This is a genomic window from Bacillus sp. PS108 (genome assembly GCF_037963335.1).
Classification (GTDB): Bacteria; Bacillota; Bacilli; order Bacillales; family Bacillaceae; genus Bacillus; species Bacillus subtilis.
Map to the genome: position 1 here is coordinate 2,224,353 of NZ_CP150155.1, position 15,696 is coordinate 2,240,048.

Here is a 15,696-nt window from a genome sequence, read left to right on the forward strand (position 1 = left end):
TGGTTTATAGACTAAAGAGGTGATATTTGATCACCTCTTATAAAATTTCAGCTAAAATTGCAAGTATTTCTTCATTTTGCTCTTTTGTTCCGATCGTAATCCGGAGTGATGTCGGGAAACCTAATGCATTTCCTGACCGGACGATATAGCCTTTTTCCAGCAGAGCCTGAAACAGTTCATCAGCAGGACGTTTAAAGTCAATTAACACAAAATTTGTCTGTGAAGGGTAGCACTTTAAACCATGAGTTTTCGCAAAATCATAATACTGATGAAGGCCTGCATTATTTTGCTCGATACAGGAAGCAATAAACGCTTGATCATCAAGAGCGGCAATCGCCGCAGCCTGGCCCAGACGGCTCGTATTAAACGGCTCTCTCGCCGGCTCAATCTGGCGAATCAGGTTCTCGTCAGCAATTCCGTATCCGACTCTGAGCGCTGCCAGACCGTATGCCTTTGAAAATGTGCGCAAAATCATCAAATTGGAATACTTGCTTAAGAGCGGCACGGTTTCCGGGTAATCCTCTGCTGTTACATATTCATAATATGCTTCGTCAAGAACAACAAGGACACGTGAAGGAACGCGCTCCAGAAATGCGAGTAATTCTCCTTCAGATGTATAAGTGCCAGTCGGATTATTCGGGCTGCATATCCAAACGACTTGTGTCTGTTCGTCGATGGCTTCTAACATGGCGTCTAAATCATGTGAGCCGTCGGGACGAAGTGCAATTTCACGTACTTCAGCACCTTCAATGACCGCATTATGTTTATATTGCGGAAAAGTGGGGGCAGCAGTAACCGTGTTTGTTTTATCGTTTAAAAATGCCCGGCAGATGATCTGTATGATTTCATCAGAACCGTTGCCGAAAATAAGTGATGTTTCGCTGACATTGAGGTGCTTACTGAGCCTTGTCCGCAAAGCGGCGCTATACCCGTCCGGGTAAAGGGCAAGCTGTTGAATCTCATGATGAAGCGCCTCTTTTGCAGCCTCTGAACAGCCGTAAGGATTCTCGTTTGAAGCAAGCTTCACCACTTTATCCAAGCCATATTCTGATTTCACTGCTTCAATCGGCTTTCCAGGCTGATAAGGCTTCAGCTGTTTTAAATGTTCTTTGATACGCAAATCAGTCACCTCATTTTAAACTGTACAAGCCGCTAAACGCCATTGCATAATCCTCAAACTCCTGCAGCGCCTGATTTCTCGTTTCAGCGCTGATGAGCCGGTCCTTTAATTCTTCTATTTTTCTGACGAGCGCACTTCCCACTACGACACCGTCACTAATTTCATTCATCTTTATGACCTGTTCACGGTTTGATATACCGAACCCTACAGCAACCGGAACAGCGCTGAGATTCTTCACAGTACGAATGAACGGGTACACGGATGAATTGAACTCATTGCGGACGCCGGTCACACCCAGAGAAGATACACAGTAGACGAACCCCTCGGCTTGTTCAATAATGGTTTTCAAACGGCTTTCGCTTGTCGGCGCAACCAAAGAAATATACGTCACCTCATGGCTTTTACATTCCTCTTGAAGGCTGTTGCTTTCTTCTAATGGCAGATCCGGAACAAGCAGACCGTCAATATGATTTTCCCGCAGTAAAGCGAAAAAGTATTCTTTGTTCAATTGTAACACAGGATTATAATACGTAAAGAGGATAATCGGAATATTCACTCCGTTTTTTTTCATTTCTCCGCCTAATTCGATTGCCTTTACGATATTCATTCCTTGATCAAGTGCCCGCTTTGAAGCCCTCTGGATCACCGGACCGTCTGCAAGCGGGTCAGAGTATGCAACACCAAGCTCCAATGCAGTGGCGCCTGCTTTTTGGAGTGACTTCGCCAGTTCAATCGAAACCTCAGGAACTGGATCGCCCGCCGTAATAAACGGGATAAACAATTTTTCTGTTGGTTGAAGATCCAATTTAAACATGGGCTTTCACCTCTTCTTCCAATACATTCATTAATGTGTTGACATCCTTGTCTCCCCGTCCTGATAAACAGACGAGAATGAGTTGACCGCGATCCATTCCTTTGGCGAGTTTGAATGCTTTCGCTAACGCATGGGCAGATTCGATTGCCGGCAAAATCCCCTCTTTTTCTGACAAAAGCTTTAATGCATCCACCGCTTCTTCATCAGTGATACTGTCATAAGTGACACGGCCGCTCTTATGCAAGTATGCATGCTCCGGACCGATTCCAGGATAGTCGAGACCGGCTGAAATAGAGTAGGGCTCAATAATTTGCCCGAACTCATCCTGAATGAGATAAGTCAATGAACCGTGAATAACCCCTACGGTTCCTTTCGAAATAGTGGCGGCATGAAGAGGCGTATCAATTCCTTTTCCTGCTGCTTCAGCGCCGATCAGTTCAACATCTTCATTTAAAAATGCCTGAAACATACCCATCGCATTGCTTCCTCCGCCTACACATGCCACTACTTTATTAGGCAGAGTGCCTTCAATACGTTTCAACTGATCCTTCGCTTCCTCTCCGATCATTTTTTGAAATTCACGGACCACTTGCGGATAAGGATGCGGGCCGACAACTGATCCAATCATATAAAAGTGATCCTCACAATGCTGAACCCAGTACCGGATCGCCTCATTTGTGGCATCCTTCAATGTTCCGTTTCCGCTTGTTACAGGCACTACCTCCGCTCCAAGAAGCTTCATGCGGAAAACGTTCAGAGACTGGCGGGCAACATCCTCTTCACCCATAAACACAGTACAGGAAAAGCCGAATTTGGCTGCAACTGTTGCAGCGGCAACACCATGCTGGCCGGCACCGGTTTCAGCAATGATTTTCGTTTTGCCCATTTTTTTAGCAAGCAGCGCTTGACCTAGCGCATTATTGATTTTATGAGAACCTGTATGGTTTAAATCTTCTCGTTTCAAATAGATTTTCGCGCCTCCTAAGTATTCAGTGACTCGATCAGCGTATGTTAATGCAGTCGGCCGTCCGGAATAGTCCTTTAACAGCTTATAATACTCTTCACGAAAAGCGGGATCATCCTTGATTTGTTTAAATGCTGTTTCTATTTCATCTAACGGCTGCATGAGTGTTTCCGGAACAAACTTTCCGCCAAAATCACCGTATCTGCCTATTTCATTCGGATATGGATACATATCGGTTCATCCTTTCTTCTAAAAGACTCATCAGATTCTGATCTTTTTGTCCGTTTTTTTCAATTCCGCTGGCAAGGTCAATTCCTTCTGGCTGCCATTTCAATAGGCTGGTGATGCTATCCGGATTCACGCCGCCAGCGATAAAGCAGCGTTTACCAATAGCCGCCTGCTGATATTCCGGCACACATTCCCAAGAAAATGCAACACCAGTTCCGCCTCTAGACCCTTTTACAGATGAATCAATCACAAAGCCGTCAACATTATCTTTAAAGCGGGCTATTTCTTGAGTTGTGTTACCTTGATGGTGAAGCGCCTTCCATATTTCACAGCCTGTCAGCTTGCGAAGAGCATCAGCATCCGCCGGTTTTTCATCACCGTGAAGCTGAATGACGTCGAGCTTCAAGCTCTTGGCAATACGTGACATCGTCTCTATTGATTCATTAACAAAAACACCTGCAACCTGTTTTTCGACACGAGCTTGGTTCAGCCATTTTTTCACATCTTGCGGAGATACTTTTCGTTTGCTTTCAGCAAAAATAAATCCTAGGTAATCAGCCTGTGATTCCGCCGCAAGCTGCAAATCCTTTAGTGACCGAATACCACAATATTTTAATGCCGGTTTCTTCACAACCTCACTCCCTAAACAAAGCATGGATTGCTTTACGCTGAGAAGTTTGTCTCATCAATGATTCACCGATAAGTACAGCTCGCGCCCCATGTTCATTGACAAATGTTAAATGTTCTAAAGAACCGATTCCGCTTTCGCTGACAAGCAAGGATTCTTTCGGAACGAGAGATGCGATTTGTTCTGTCTGCTTTACAGATGTTTCAAACGTTTTTAGGTTTCGATTATTTACGCCGAGAATGTCGGGTGTGAACACTTTCAATATTTGTTCTAGCGTTGATGCATCATGAACCTCCACTAACACGTCCATCCCCTTTTCACCTGCTTCAAGATATAATTCATGAAGGTGTAAGGGATCAAGCACCTCGCCGATTAACAATATGGCATCCGCTCCGATTCTTCTTGATTCCTCTACTTGAAGAGAATCAATAATAAAATCTTTTCTAAGTACAGGAATCGAAACAGCACGCTTTACGTCTGATAAATAGCTGTTTTCCCCTTGAAAAAACGGGGTGTCTGTTAAAACGGAAATCGCATCTGCCTTCGCAGCCTCATAGTCTTTTGCAATCTGCACAGGCACAAAATTCTCTTTAATAAGCCCTTTTGACGGCGATGCTTTCTTCACTTCGGCAATCAACCCGATAAACCGATTCGGGCTTGCCAGCGCCTCCTTAAATGAACGTTTCTTGAAAGGCTGCTCTACCGGCAGAACCAGTGTTTTCACTTCTTCTTTCTTTTGTTTGATGATTTTTTCAAGCATAGATCTCTTCCTCTTTCTGCTTTAGTCGTTCAAGCTGCGCGGCAGCGCCTCCGCTTGTAATCGTCTCTAACGCCAGCTCCGTTCCTTCCTTCAGTGAGGCGGTAATTCCCGCCGTGTAAATCGCAGCTCCCGCATTAAAAGCCGTAATAGATAAAGCGGAACTGCTGCTTTTATTTTCAAAAATATTCTGAATGAGATAGGCGCTCTCTTTCGGTGACTGCACCTGTAAATCTTCAAGTCTGCCATTTGTGAAACCGAAATCTTCGGGTGAAACGGTATATTCCCGGCGCTCTCCGTCCTTTAATTCAATCACGTCGGTCGGTGCTGTAATTGAAAGCTCATCTAAACCGTCACGGCTTGATACAAACATGACGTGCTTCGGCTGAAACGTCTCCAGTGCGCTTGCCATCAGTCCAGCTTTTTCAACAGAATAGACCCCAATCACCTGACGCTTCGCCTGTAAAGGATTGCTGAGCGGCCCAAGCAGATTAAATACCGTTCTGAAACCTAGCTCTTTTCTAGTACCTGCTACATGTTTCATAGACGAATGGTAAAGCGGCGCAAAAAGAAATCCCATGTTGTTTGTTTCAATGCTGCTTTTGACCTTTTCGGGAGTGGTTTGAATAGAAACCTCTAGCTCCTCTAAAACATCAGCGCTTCCGCTTTTAGAAGAGACAGAGCGATTGCCATGCTTAGCGATTTTTGCGCCAGCTGCCGAGGCAACAATTGCCGAGGCCGTTGAGATATTAAAAGTGGAAATACCGTCTCCCCCTGTTCCGCATGTATCAACAATATCAGGAAGTCCATCGACTGTAAGAGTGTGTGCCCGCATTGCCTTCACAAAACCCGCAAGCTCTTCTGGCGTCTCCCCCCGATGAGCAAGAATAGACAATATACCACCCATTTCAGAAGGAGTCATTTCCGCTGCCATCATCATATTCATCAGCGTTTCAGCCTCACCGGCAGTAAGGGTTTTTCCGTCAACGCACAATTGTAGAAATCTGTTCATCAGCTTTATCCTCCTTGCTATGAAACATGTCTTCTGCAATATGAATCGTTTTCAGCAGCGCACCGGCTTTATTACAGCTTTCTTCGTATTCGGCTTCCGGAACAGAATCAGCAACAATGCCAGCACCTGCCTGTATCGATGCAACGCCGTTCTTTACACTCATCGTGCGAATCGTAATACAAGAGTCGATATTCCCGTCAAACCCAATGTAGGCAATACATCCTCCGTATGTCTCTCTCGGTGTTGGCTCGAGCTCTTGCAAAAGCTGCATGGCACGGATTTTGGGTGCGCCTGTTAAAGTCCCCGCCGGGAAAGCTGACATCAGTGCATCGACAGGATGAACCCCTTTTTTCAATCGGCCTGTAACCACCGAGATAATGTGCATGACATGTGAAAAGGAAACAATTTTTGTGAACTCCGGCACAGAAACAGAACCATACTCTGCTACTCTGCCGATATCGTTTCGGGCAAGATCAACAAGCATGTAATGCTCCGCTTTTTCTTTTTCATCCTTCATGAGCTCAACCTTCAGTCTCTCATCTTCAGTTTTGTCTGCGCCGCGTTTTCTCGTACCGGCAATCGGATGGATTTCTAAGTGCCCGTCTTGAACGTGTATTAACCGTTCCGGAGAGCTGCCGACTATTTCTCTGTCTTGTAGTTTCATATAATACATATACGGCGAAGGATTGACGATCCTAAGCACTCGGTATAACTCAAAAGCATCTGCTTTTATCGGCACCTCAAATTTTTGTGATAAAACACCCTGGAAGATATCTCCTGCTTTTATATAGCTTTTGATTTTTTCTACATCAGCCATAAAAGCCGATTTTTCATAATTAGAAGATACCGTCTCAAAGCTGGGTGTCTTGTATGAATCAGCAGAGAGAAACAGCTCTTTTATGTTTTTTTGGTCCATCATTTTTTCGATGAGATTTTGGAGCTCCAAATGATTTTGATGGAATACATCCATTTTTTCGTTTTCTGTTTCCTCTCCAGTGAGCCTTGCATATTGGATAAAGTGGACGTTTTTGGTTTCATGATCATACGCAATTAATGTCCGGCAAACAAACAGCATACACTTTTCCATGTCTGTTTCTTTGGTATGCGAAGGAACAGAAGGCTCAATCAGCGGGATCATATCATAGCTTAAGTACCCAACAGCTCCGCCGACAAAAGGAATGCCAAGCTCAGGTGTTTTGATTTTGTATGTGGTATTCATCCAGTTCAGCACTTCTTTTAGTTCATTTCCTGTGTAAAGAGATTTGCTGTCCTGATCAGCGGCCGAAAAACGGCCCTGCTCTTCTTTAATTGTGAGAAATGGATTCAGGCCGATAAACGAATATCTGGACCAAGTGGAAGTATCGTCCTTGCTTTCAAGAAGATACGTAATCTCCCTGTCAAGCTTCTCTATCATTTGAATGGGTGTCAGTGTATCGACTGTGAAGGTCTCCACAATCGGTATCGTGTGGTGGGACAAGCTGTCCTCTAAAAATGCGGAAATGTTTGATTGGAAATTCATTGCTCTCACTCCTTATGGCAAGGAGAATGAGAAGATGGCATGAGAGGATAAAATACTATATAACAAATAAACCCAAAAGAAAGACTTCTTTTGGGTAGAATAAACATACATGTCTCAGCTCAACTAAACTCATTCTCTGCTACCCTATTCTCTAACTCAACTCATTCTAATCGCTTTATACACACTCTTGTGTATTTCTAAGCTATTCTTATCGTATTACAATTCAGTATTTTTTGTCAATGATAAATCGGGCCTCAATACGACGGCTTTTTCTAAATATACATGTCTGATCTGATCCTGAGGGACATCTGTCTGGACGGTCATCATGACTCTTATGCACTTTTTCAGACCGCCTGTTACGTCCATTTCCTGCATACATGTTACCGGTACATACTGCCATCCTGAAAGCTCGCGAACAGCTTTTGCCGGGAAAACAGCGTGCAAATCAGGTGTAGCCGAAAGAAGCATTTGAACAACATCTTCCGGTTTTGTATGATTTTCTTCTATGATTTTCTCTAACAGCTGTTTTGTTTTTTGTAAAATTTCTTCTTCAGTATCCCGTTCAACTGTAGTTGCTCCGCGAATTCCGCGAATCATCATGATGTCTCCTCCAATCGCCATTTGTTCAGCCAGCTCTCAAGTTCATTTCTGGAAAATGTATGATCAGCAACTTTCCCTAATTCGTTGAGCACAATAAACTGAATCTTCCCGCCGCGGGTTTTCTTATCATTCATCATACGGTCCAAGAGAACCGAAGTTTCCGTCTCTTTTCTGATTTGACTTGGATAACCCAGGCTTTTTAGCCAGCTGACCAAACGTTTTCTGTCCATTTCACAGCCTACAGTCTTTTCGCTTATATATAAAGCAAACTGCATTCCGAGGGCTACGGCATCACCGTGAGTGATCTGCCCGTATCCATATTCCGCCTCAACGGCATGACCGAGCGTATGCCCAAAGTTTAAGTAAGCTCTTATCCCCTCTTCTTTTTCATCCTGCTGAACGACAGACGCTTTAATTGAAATGCCTTTAAAAATCATGTCATTCAGCTGATCATTGGTGATATCACGGAGTGAGTGGATATTCAGCAGCTCCTCCAGAAACGCTCTGTCATAGATAAACGCGTGTTTAATCACTTCTGCCATTCCGGACCTAAGCTCTTTTTCAGGCAGAGAACGCAGGAAATCTGTATCATAGAGCACGGCTTTCGGCTGATAAAACGCACCGATTAGATTTTTTCCAAGCGGATGGTTCACGGCTACTTTTCCTCCGACTGCGCTGTCATGCGCCAAGAGCGTCGTAGGCATTTGGATGAAATCCATGCCGCGCATAAAAGTGGCAGCCACAAAACCGGCAAGATCCCCTACAACACCGCCACCGAATGCGATGATGCATGAGGAGCGATCCAAATGAAAACGAATCGCTTCACTCTGCAATTTTGTGTACATGTCCATGGATTTTGCCTGCTCTCCACTCGGTACCGTCACTTTTTTCACAGGCCATTTATCTTGCAGCAAATGGAGCATTTCATCACCATACAGGCGGTCCACTTCTTCATCCGTGACAAGCATAATCCTTGTTAAAGGCCTGTTTAAAGAGGTTAATAGTTCGCAAGCCTTTTTTCTGATACCTTGTCCGATAAAAACAGGATATGACGAGGAAGCAGTTTGAACATGCAGTGTCTTCATTAAAATTCCCTCGACAGTTTTCTCATATTCTCCACATTTTCTCTAATGCGGTCAATTTGATCTAATCCGAATTGTTCAACGACTGCGTTCGCAATTTCCCAAGCGACAGCCGCTTCAGCGACTACACTTGCCGCAGGAACAGCACAGCTGTCTGAACGTTCAATGCTGGCGGAAAACGGTTCTTTCGTTTCAATATCGACACTTTTCAGCGGTTTATACAAAGTCGGAATCGGCTTCATGACTCCGCGGACAACGATTGGCATCCCTGTCGTCATGCCGCCTTCCAGTCCGCCAAGTCTGTTAGTAGCACGGGTGTATCCTTTTTCCTCGTCCCAAATGATCTCGTCATGGACTTCGCTTCCATTTCGGCCTGCCGCCTCAAATCCGATCCCGAATTCCACACCTTTAAATGCATTAATTGACAGTACAGCGGCAGCAAGCTTGCTATCCAGTTTGCGGTCATAATGGACATAGCTGCCCACGCCTACCGGCATTCCCTCGACAATGACTTCTACTATTCCGCCGATGGAATCTCCGTTTGCCTTTGCTTCATCAATGGCAGCCATCATTTTTTTGCCTGCCTCTTCATCGTAGCATCTGACAGGAGACTCTTCCGTTACGCGCTGCAGGTCTTCAATTGACGTATATTCTGTTTTTTCAGCTTTAACAGCGCCAATTTGCAACACGTGGCCCGCCACCTTAATGCCAAGCTCAGAAAGAATCTTTTTAGCTACAGCCCCTGCCGCCACTCTGACAGTTGTTTCCCTTGCTGAAGAACGCTCAAGCACATTTCTCATATCACGATGATTATATTTAATTGCACCGTTTAAGTCAGCGTGCCCAGGTCTAGGTCTGGAAATCTGGCGCTTCATTTCCTTTTCTTCATCTTCTGTAATTGGAGCGGCGCCCATGATTTTTGTCCAATGCTTCCAATCGTTATTTTCAACTACGAGAGCAATTGGTGAACCGAGTGTACGTGCATGGCGCACCCCGCTCATAATTTTGGCCTGGTCTTTTTCGATCTGCATGCGGCGGCCGCGGCCGTGGCCTTTTTGGCGTCTGGCAAGCTCAAAATTGATATCTTCCTCCGTTATGTAAAGCCCGGCAGGTACACCCTCAATAATGGTTGTCAGTTGGGGGCCGTGTGATTCTCCGGCTGTTAAATATCTCATGACTTCTTCTCCCTTCATCGCATTAACGCTTTTAAGTAAGACTACTATAACATATTTTTCAGGAAAAAGTCAGTCTATCTTTTTTGATAAAAGAATGTATCGGCTGGGACTAGGCCAAATTTCTCGGGATTGAAGATTTGCTCGGTGCTGCCGACAAAAAGAACTCCATTCTTCTTCAAGCTATGTGCCATTTTTAAATACAGCTCTTCCTTCGCGCTTTCTGTAAAATAAATAAATACATTGCGGCACACGATTAAGTCAAAGTCTTGTTCATAACGATCCGCCAGCAAATTGTGCTTTTTGAATGTAATATTCTTTTTGATTTCCGTTTTCACTTCATAACTTCTATTTGCGTTTTGCGTAAAATAACGATCTTTCACAGATAGCGGCACTTCCTGTAAAGACCGCTCCTGATAAACGCCTTTTTTCGCTTTTTCCAATGCTTTTTCATCAATATCCGTCGCTAAAATCTGATAGCCCGGAAGCCCTTTTTGCTGGTCCAAAAGCATGGCAAGCGTGTATGGCTCCTCCCCCGTTGAGCAGGCGGCACTCCAAATTTTTAAAGGCCTAGAGGTCTTGATTAACGGCAGAATTGCAGTCTCAAGAACTTCCCATCTTTTATAATTACGATAAAATTCTGAAACATTGATCGTCATTCTGTCCAATGTTTCATTTAAGAGAGCTTGATCCTTTTCCAATGCCGCAGCAAAGTCCTTAAAGCTTTGGAACCCCTTTTTCTCATAGAGTGACGTTAGCCTTCTCTTCATTTGTGCTTCTTTATATAGTGTCAAATCGACTCCGGTTAATTGTTTCCATTTCGTTGTAAATACGCTGTATGTATCCATCTCTACTCTCCCAGTCTCGCTGTCTTTTTGTCCTAGTATAGCTTGTTTTATCAGGAAATTGTATTGTTTCAATAAAAAAATCAGCTTTTCAGCTGATTTTAGATCGTTGGGAAAGGCAGAGGTCTGATGCACACTGCCAATCAACACTTTATTCACTTTAATGTAAACCTTTACAAAACAGATCAAAAACCGGCGGCGTTATATGATGCCGGCTCTGTTGCTTATTTTCACAATGATTAATAGATCCAGCCTGCCATAAGTTGCTGATATGATACTAATTCTTCATTCTTAAAGAAAATGTTAATCTCGCGTTCTGCACTTTCGAGAGAATCAGAGCCGTGGATGATGTTTTTTCCGACAAACATGCCATAATCCCCACGAATCGTACCAGGTAAAGCTTCTTTAGGGTTTGTCTTCCCGATCAGCTGTCTCGTCACTTCAATGACATTTTCGCCTTCCCACACCATTGCGAATACAGGTCCTGAAGTAATAAACTCAACGAGCTCTCCGAAGAAAGGCTTACCTTGATGTTCGGCGTAGTGTTTCTCAGCCATTTGTTCAGTCACTCTCATTAACTTGGCGCCAGCTAATTGTAAGCCCTTACGTTCGAATCTAGATAAAATGTCCCCAATGAGCTGACGTTGGACACCGTCTGGTTTCACCATGATAAAAGTCTTTTCCATCATATTCTCCACCCCATCATTATGTATGTATAGGCTTTCACACTGCACACCGAAATCGTAACATCTTTCTGATAATTAATCAATCCGGGGCGGAGAAATTTCTTAATATCTACAAAAATTAAAATTTTCTTTTACCGATATATTTTGCGATGGCTGCAAGAGACGAGCGTGCGCGCCCTCGAGGAAGCGTGTTTAATTTCTGAAAAGCTTTCTGCAGATACATTTCGCTTACTGCCATAGATGCTTCAATTGCATCTGTTTTTTTGATTTCTTCAATGATTGGTTCAAGCTGTTCCTGCGTTGTCTCACTGTTAATCAATTTAAGCTGGTTTTTTAATGCAGGATTTTTCAGGGCATACAGCACTGGCAATGTGACGTTTCCTTGAAGCAAATCTCCTCCAACGGGTTTACCCAGCTCTTCTTCAGTTGAAGTAAAATCAAGAATATCATCAATAATCTGATAAGACATGCCGACGTAATACCCAAACCAGTACAATGCCTTATGAATCTTCTCATCAGCTCCAGACGCAATGGCACCAAGCTGGCAGCTGACCGCGATCAAGAGAGCTGTTTTTCTTTTGATACGGCGGAGATACGTTCTGAGATTTTGTTCCATGTTGTATTTGTCTTTGATCTGCTCAATTTCCCCTAGACAAACTTCAACGATCGTCTGTGACAAAATCCTATGGGCTTTCGGTTCGTTAATTCTCGTCATCATTTCAAGAGATCCCGCAAGCATATAATCGCCTGTGTACATCGCAATACGATTGTCCCACTTTGCTTTGATTGTCGGTTTTCCTCGGCGAAGCTCCGCATCATCAATGACATCATCATGAACCAAAGATGCCATGTGAATCATTTCCAGAGTGACGGCGACATATTTAATCTTATTAATATCGTAATCACCAAACATGCCGGAAAGCAACACGAAAACAGGCCGAATACGTTTCCCTCCGGCCTGCAGCAGGTGAAGACCTGCCTCGCTTAAAAGCGGGTAATCGGAACGTACGGTTTGTTCAAGTTCTCTTTCGATTACATCAATATCGTCATTTAAAAAAGAGTAGGCCATTTTAAATTTCATATCATTCACCCAAACATCTGTGTTTTCATTTCCATCCGATATGCGTGGCAGCGACTCCGCCAGTAAACGAATGATATTTAACATTTTTCAGGCCCGCCTCTTCAAACAGGCCTGCCAGTTCCTTCATTCCAGGGAAATCTCTGGCTGATTCTTGAAGCCAAGAATATTCTTTATAGCTCTTCGCAAACAGTTTCCCGAAAAACGGCATAATATACTTAAAGTACATAAAGTAAGCCTGTCTGAATCCGAACATTTCCGGCTGGGACGTTTCCAGACATACCACCTGCCCGCCCGGCTTCACTACACGTCTCATCTCTTTCAGTACAGTCAAGTAATCAGGGACATTGCGGAGCCCGAAGCCAATGGTGACATAATCAAATGTATCATCATCAAAAGGAAGCTCCATCGCATTTCCGTGCAGCAGTTCAATTTGGCTGAATCCGCCGTCTTTTACTTTCTGCTCGCCGACACTCAGCATATTTTCACTGAAATCCAAGCCCTTGATCTCGCCGCTTTTGCCGGCCGCTTTTGCAAGAGCGATCGTCCAGTCAGCCGTTCCGCAGCAGACATCAAGTGCTGTTGCGCCTTCTTTTACATTCATGATGCGCATCGTTTTGTCGCGCCATTTTTTATGCTGCTGAAAACTGATGACAGAGTTCATTTGGTCATAGTTTTTATATATTTTTTCAAATACTCCGTGTACGCGCTGTTCTTTTGAGTCCTGCATAATGGTTTACCCTTCTTCCACTTTCTGATGATAGGTTTGATCTTGGCTGATTGTCTTCAGACGGTTTATTAAAATGTTCTGAATAGGTGAATTTAGAGGCAGAAGTGACTCAATGCTGTTTTTCGCTTTTTTAAAACAATCTTCTAATATCTCTTCTTTTGTTTTTCCCAGCTGTATAAAACTCCCGATCACATCCAGAAATGCATCATTTCCGTTCATAAGCCGCTTAAATACAAAAAAATCACTCGACAGCTTTTTCCAGCGCGGAAGGTTGAAGTGTTCCGCCACACGATGGAATAAAGCTGATTCAACGATGCCGACACTTTCGAAAAAATCGTTTTCGTCCTTGAAAGAACGGTCATACAGACGAATTTTATGTTCGTTGATTTCTTTAATGGCTGTAGCAAGCGTCCGAATCATGTAGATATCCTTCATTTCAGATAGTAAAGAGTAGTACAGCCCGCTGAAATAATCGCCCGCGAGAACAGTCAATTGGCGGTTTTTGTTTTCGTCTCGTTTTATGACTCTAGCTGTCGTCACTTCATCATGGGTATCAAGGGCGCTTTGTACAAGCATCGCTGTTACAATATAATTTTCTCTGTCGTTGTTTTTTATGTCAGCTTCTTCAAATAAAGCATGAAAAAGAAGAAGCTTATCCTCATCAATTTTCGGCGCGGAAATATGCTTCGCTAAATAAGGATGAGACAGCTTTTGTTTTAATTTCGTGTTCAGATTGGCTAAAGTTCCGTAGATGTCTTGCAAAAATATCACCCTTGTCCCCAAATTCACATTTATTTCTTAATCTATGTATGAGTTTTATCTTTTCATTCGCTTACGCAGGTATCATTATAGCATAAAAAAAAGAAATTGGCTGTATCCTCCCGCTGTTTGCGAGCATTTGCTTTTAACAGCGGGGACAGCCAGCTTATTTTTTTTCGCTTTTCATTTCTCCGTACGCGGTTTGAATCAGTGCCTCTCCTCTGACTTTAATGGCAGAAGTATGCTCTGTAAACTGAGCGATGATCACTTCTCCCTTGTCGAGTTTTTCGGAATGGTGAAACTTTGTGTCTGTTCCTCTTGTCAGGCCGATCACATTCACTCCGTCCTCAACGGCTTTAATGACGACAAAATCACTTGAATGCTTTTGGTTCATTTATAGCACCCTCTATCTTTATTAGTCCTGGCGTTTAATATGTTCCAATACTTCTGCACGGGCAGCGGCATCATCTTTAAAAACGCCTCTGACTGCTGAAGTCACAGTTTTCGCACCCGGTTTTCTTACACCGCGCATCGTCATGCACATGTGTTCCGCTTCAACCACTACCATTACGCCATGCGGATCAAGCGTTTCTACGATGCTTTCTGCAATTGTAGAAGTGATGCGTTCCTGAAGCTGCGGGCGCTTTGCAACTGCTTCAACGGCACGTGCCAGTTTGCTGAGTCCTGTGACCTTTCCGCCTCGCGGGATATATGCAACATGTGCTTTTCCATAAAAGGGAACAAGGTGATGCTCACACATAGAATGAAACGCGATATCTTTTACAAGAACAAGCTCCTCATGGTTTTCACCGAAGATAGTCTGGAAATGTTCTTTTGGATCTTCATTCAAGCCGGAGAATACTTCGGCATACATCTTTGCGACTCTTTTCGGAGTATCAAGAAGCCCTTCTCTATTCGGGTCTTCTCCGATCGCTTCTAAAATTTGACGAACAGCTTGTTCGATTTGCTCTTTATTAACTTCTTTCATGTTCTATGTCCTCCACCAATGAATACATTTAATTTCGATTCTAGCACATATGCCCCGCTAAAAGCAAAGTGAATGCCCTGTCAGGAAGCCCATGCTCTTGAAATATGAAAAGCCCCTTAGAAAGGGGCTTTTCTGTGAAGAAATAAAGTGTATGTAAGCTAGATGCATACACGATCTATATTCACAATTATTTTCCGGCAACTGCGTCTTTAAGCGCTTTACCTGGTTTGAAAGCAGGTACTTTGCTTGCTGGAATTTCGATTTCTTCACCTGTTTGAGGGTTGCGTCCTTTACGTGCAGAACGTTCACGCACCTCGAAGTTACCAAAACCGATCAGTTGGATTTTATCACCGTTTTTAAGTGCATCTAAGATCGTATCAAAAACAGAGTCAACTGCTTTTGTAGCGTCTTTTTTAGACAATTCGCTTGCTTCTGCAACCGCATTGATAAGTTCTGTTTTGTTCATGCCTTTCACCTCCTCCCAAAAGGATACATTCAGTTCGTTTATTATCATTTCTTCACAGTTCAGTCTGATTCTAAACCTGTCTCAGAAAAAAATGAGAGCAAGTAAGAGAAAGACAATTAAACGGCTTTTTAAGAAAAACTGCACTCTGAGGAATGTTTGTCCAACAAAGTGAAGAATTTCTGTATGTAGAGTAACACATATAAAAAGCCATATCAAGCATTTTAAAGCGTCAATCCCTTGCTCGTCAA

At 43.5% G+C, this 15,696-nt stretch carries 18 protein-coding genes; all 18 read right to left on the reverse strand.

Going from position 1 to position 15,696, the window contains the following annotated elements; translation table 11 throughout:
* Nucleotides 1-37 precede the first annotated feature (37 nt).
* On the reverse strand, nucleotides 38-1,120 hold the full coding sequence (gene hisC / locus NSQ16_RS11310; RefSeq protein WP_339232193.1) for a histidinol-phosphate transaminase: 1,083 nt from the start codon (nucleotides 1,118-1,120) through the stop codon (nucleotides 38-40).
* A gap of 10 nt (nucleotides 1,121-1,130) precedes the next feature.
* Nucleotides 1,131-1,934, reverse strand: a complete 804-nt coding sequence (trpA, locus tag NSQ16_RS11315; protein WP_015714168.1) for a tryptophan synthase subunit alpha — start codon at nucleotides 1,932-1,934, stop codon at nucleotides 1,131-1,133.
* Nucleotides 1,927-3,129, reverse strand: coding sequence for a tryptophan synthase subunit beta (gene trpB, locus NSQ16_RS11320; protein ID WP_163130716.1), 1,203 nt, complete (start codon nucleotides 3,127-3,129; stop codon nucleotides 1,927-1,929). The genes trpA and trpB overlap by 8 nt, the downstream gene beginning before the upstream one ends.
* Nucleotides 3,110-3,757 carry a phosphoribosylanthranilate isomerase gene (locus tag NSQ16_RS11325; protein ID WP_088467251.1) on the reverse strand — a complete coding sequence of 216 codons (648 nt, stop codon included), beginning with the start codon at nucleotides 3,755-3,757 and terminating at the stop codon, nucleotides 3,110-3,112. The genes trpB and NSQ16_RS11325 overlap by 20 nt, the downstream gene beginning before the upstream one ends.
* 4 nt (nucleotides 3,758-3,761) lie before the next feature.
* Complete coding sequence (gene trpC, locus NSQ16_RS11330) at nucleotides 3,762-4,514, reverse strand: indole-3-glycerol phosphate synthase TrpC (protein ID WP_230488232.1); 753 nt, start codon at nucleotides 4,512-4,514, stop codon at nucleotides 3,762-3,764.
* Complete coding sequence (trpD, locus tag NSQ16_RS11335; protein ID WP_029726770.1) at nucleotides 4,507-5,523, reverse strand: anthranilate phosphoribosyltransferase; 1,017 nt, start codon at nucleotides 5,521-5,523, stop codon at nucleotides 4,507-4,509. Before trpD ends, trpC begins: the two co-directional genes overlap by 8 nt.
* Nucleotides 5,495-7,042 carry an anthranilate synthase component I gene (gene trpE, locus NSQ16_RS11340; RefSeq protein WP_230488233.1) on the reverse strand — a complete coding sequence of 516 codons (1,548 nt, stop codon included), beginning with the start codon at nucleotides 7,040-7,042 and terminating at the stop codon, nucleotides 5,495-5,497. The genes trpD and trpE overlap by 29 nt, the downstream gene beginning before the upstream one ends.
* Nucleotides 7,043-7,258: 216 nt before the next feature.
* Nucleotides 7,259-7,642, reverse strand: a complete 384-nt coding sequence (gene aroH / locus NSQ16_RS11345) for a chorismate mutase (RefSeq protein ID WP_004398675.1) — start codon at nucleotides 7,640-7,642, stop codon at nucleotides 7,259-7,261.
* The gene (aroB, locus tag NSQ16_RS11350) at nucleotides 7,639-8,727 is read right to left on the reverse strand and encodes a 3-dehydroquinate synthase (RefSeq protein ID WP_230488234.1); all 1,089 of its coding nucleotides are present in this window, start codon (nucleotides 8,725-8,727) and stop codon (nucleotides 7,639-7,641) included. The genes aroH and aroB overlap by 4 nt, the downstream gene beginning before the upstream one ends.
* Nucleotides 8,727-9,899, reverse strand: coding sequence for a chorismate synthase (gene aroC, locus NSQ16_RS11355; protein ID WP_004398727.1), 1,173 nt, complete (start codon nucleotides 9,897-9,899; stop codon nucleotides 8,727-8,729). Before aroC ends, aroB begins: the two co-directional genes overlap by 1 nt.
* A 74-nt stretch (nucleotides 9,900-9,973) precedes the next feature.
* The gene (gene cheR / locus NSQ16_RS11360) at nucleotides 9,974-10,744 is read right to left on the reverse strand and encodes a protein-glutamate O-methyltransferase CheR (RefSeq protein WP_003230589.1); all 771 of its coding nucleotides are present in this window, start codon (nucleotides 10,742-10,744) and stop codon (nucleotides 9,974-9,976) included.
* A 236-nt stretch (nucleotides 10,745-10,980) separates the two neighbouring features.
* On the reverse strand, nucleotides 10,981-11,430 hold the full coding sequence (gene ndk / locus NSQ16_RS11365) for a nucleoside-diphosphate kinase (protein WP_010886554.1): 450 nt from the start codon (nucleotides 11,428-11,430) through the stop codon (nucleotides 10,981-10,983).
* A gap of 115 nt (nucleotides 11,431-11,545) precedes the next feature.
* Nucleotides 11,546-12,508 (reverse strand): heptaprenyl diphosphate synthase component II, encoded by a 963-nt coding sequence (gene hepT / locus NSQ16_RS11370; RefSeq protein WP_003246013.1) that lies wholly within the window; start codon nucleotides 12,506-12,508, stop codon nucleotides 11,546-11,548.
* 25 nt (nucleotides 12,509-12,533) lie between these two features.
* The gene (gene menG, locus NSQ16_RS11375) at nucleotides 12,534-13,235 is read right to left on the reverse strand and encodes a demethylmenaquinone methyltransferase (RefSeq protein ID WP_041053214.1); all 702 of its coding nucleotides are present in this window, start codon (nucleotides 13,233-13,235) and stop codon (nucleotides 12,534-12,536) included.
* Nucleotides 13,236-13,241: 6 nt separating this feature from the next.
* Nucleotides 13,242-13,997: a heptaprenyl diphosphate synthase component 1 gene (hepS, locus tag NSQ16_RS11380; protein ID WP_004398550.1), complete on the reverse strand. Its 756-nt coding sequence runs from the start codon at nucleotides 13,995-13,997 to the stop codon at nucleotides 13,242-13,244.
* Between the two features lie 163 nt (nucleotides 13,998-14,160).
* The gene (gene mtrB / locus NSQ16_RS11385; RefSeq protein WP_003230576.1) at nucleotides 14,161-14,388 is read right to left on the reverse strand and encodes a trp RNA-binding attenuation protein MtrB; all 228 of its coding nucleotides are present in this window, start codon (nucleotides 14,386-14,388) and stop codon (nucleotides 14,161-14,163) included.
* Nucleotides 14,389-14,409: 21 nt separating this feature from the next.
* Entirely contained in the window at nucleotides 14,410-14,982 is a 573-nt protein-coding gene (folE, locus tag NSQ16_RS11390) for a GTP cyclohydrolase I FolE (RefSeq protein WP_003225516.1), read from the reverse strand.
* A 187-nt stretch (nucleotides 14,983-15,169) separates the two neighbouring features.
* On the reverse strand, nucleotides 15,170-15,448 hold the full coding sequence (gene hbs / locus NSQ16_RS11395; RefSeq protein WP_003153447.1) for a non-specific DNA-binding protein Hbs: 279 nt from the start codon (nucleotides 15,446-15,448) through the stop codon (nucleotides 15,170-15,172).
* Nucleotides 15,449-15,696 lie beyond the last annotated feature (248 nt).

Coding starts and splice junctions, on each gene's coding strand:
- mtrB (WP_003230576.1), bottom strand. CDS start 14,388: ATGAACCAAAAGCATTCAAGTGATTTTGTCGTCATTAAAGCCGTTGAG.
- hbs (WP_003153447.1), bottom strand. CDS start 15,448: ATGAACAAAACAGAACTTATCAATGCGGTTGCAGAAGCAAGCGAATTG.
- aroH (WP_004398675.1), bottom strand. CDS start 7,642: ATGATGATTCGCGGAATTCGCGGAGCAACTACAGTTGAACGGGATACT.
- trpD (WP_029726770.1), bottom strand. CDS start 5,523: ATGAACAGATTTCTACAATTGTGCGTTGACGGAAAAACCCTTACTGCC.
- menG (WP_041053214.1), bottom strand. CDS start 13,235: ATGCAGGACTCAAAAGAACAGCGCGTACACGGAGTATTTGAAAAAATA.
- ndk (WP_010886554.1), bottom strand. CDS start 11,430: ATGATGGAAAAGACTTTTATCATGGTGAAACCAGACGGTGTCCAACGT.
- trpB (WP_163130716.1), bottom strand. CDS start 3,129: ATGTATCCATATCCGAATGAAATAGGCAGATACGGTGATTTTGGCGGA.
- folE (WP_003225516.1), bottom strand. CDS start 14,982: ATGAAAGAAGTTAATAAAGAGCAAATCGAACAAGCTGTTCGTCAAATT.
- hepT (WP_003246013.1), bottom strand. CDS start 12,508: ATGAAATTTAAAATGGCCTACTCTTTTTTAAATGACGATATTGATGTA.
- aroB (WP_230488234.1), bottom strand. CDS start 8,727: ATGAAGACACTGCATGTTCAAACTGCTTCCTCGTCATATCCTGTTTTT.
- trpE (WP_230488233.1), bottom strand. CDS start 7,042: ATGAATTTCCAATCAAACATTTCCGCATTTTTAGAGGACAGCTTGTCC.
- trpC (WP_230488232.1), bottom strand. CDS start 4,514: ATGCTTGAAAAAATCATCAAACAAAAGAAAGAAGAAGTGAAAACACTG.
- cheR (WP_003230589.1), bottom strand. CDS start 10,744: ATGGATACATACAGCGTATTTACAACGAAATGGAAACAATTAACCGGA.
- aroC (WP_004398727.1), bottom strand. CDS start 9,899: ATGAGATATTTAACAGCCGGAGAATCACACGGCCCCCAACTGACAACC.
- trpA (WP_015714168.1), bottom strand. CDS start 1,934: ATGTTTAAATTGGATCTTCAACCAACAGAAAAATTGTTTATCCCGTTT.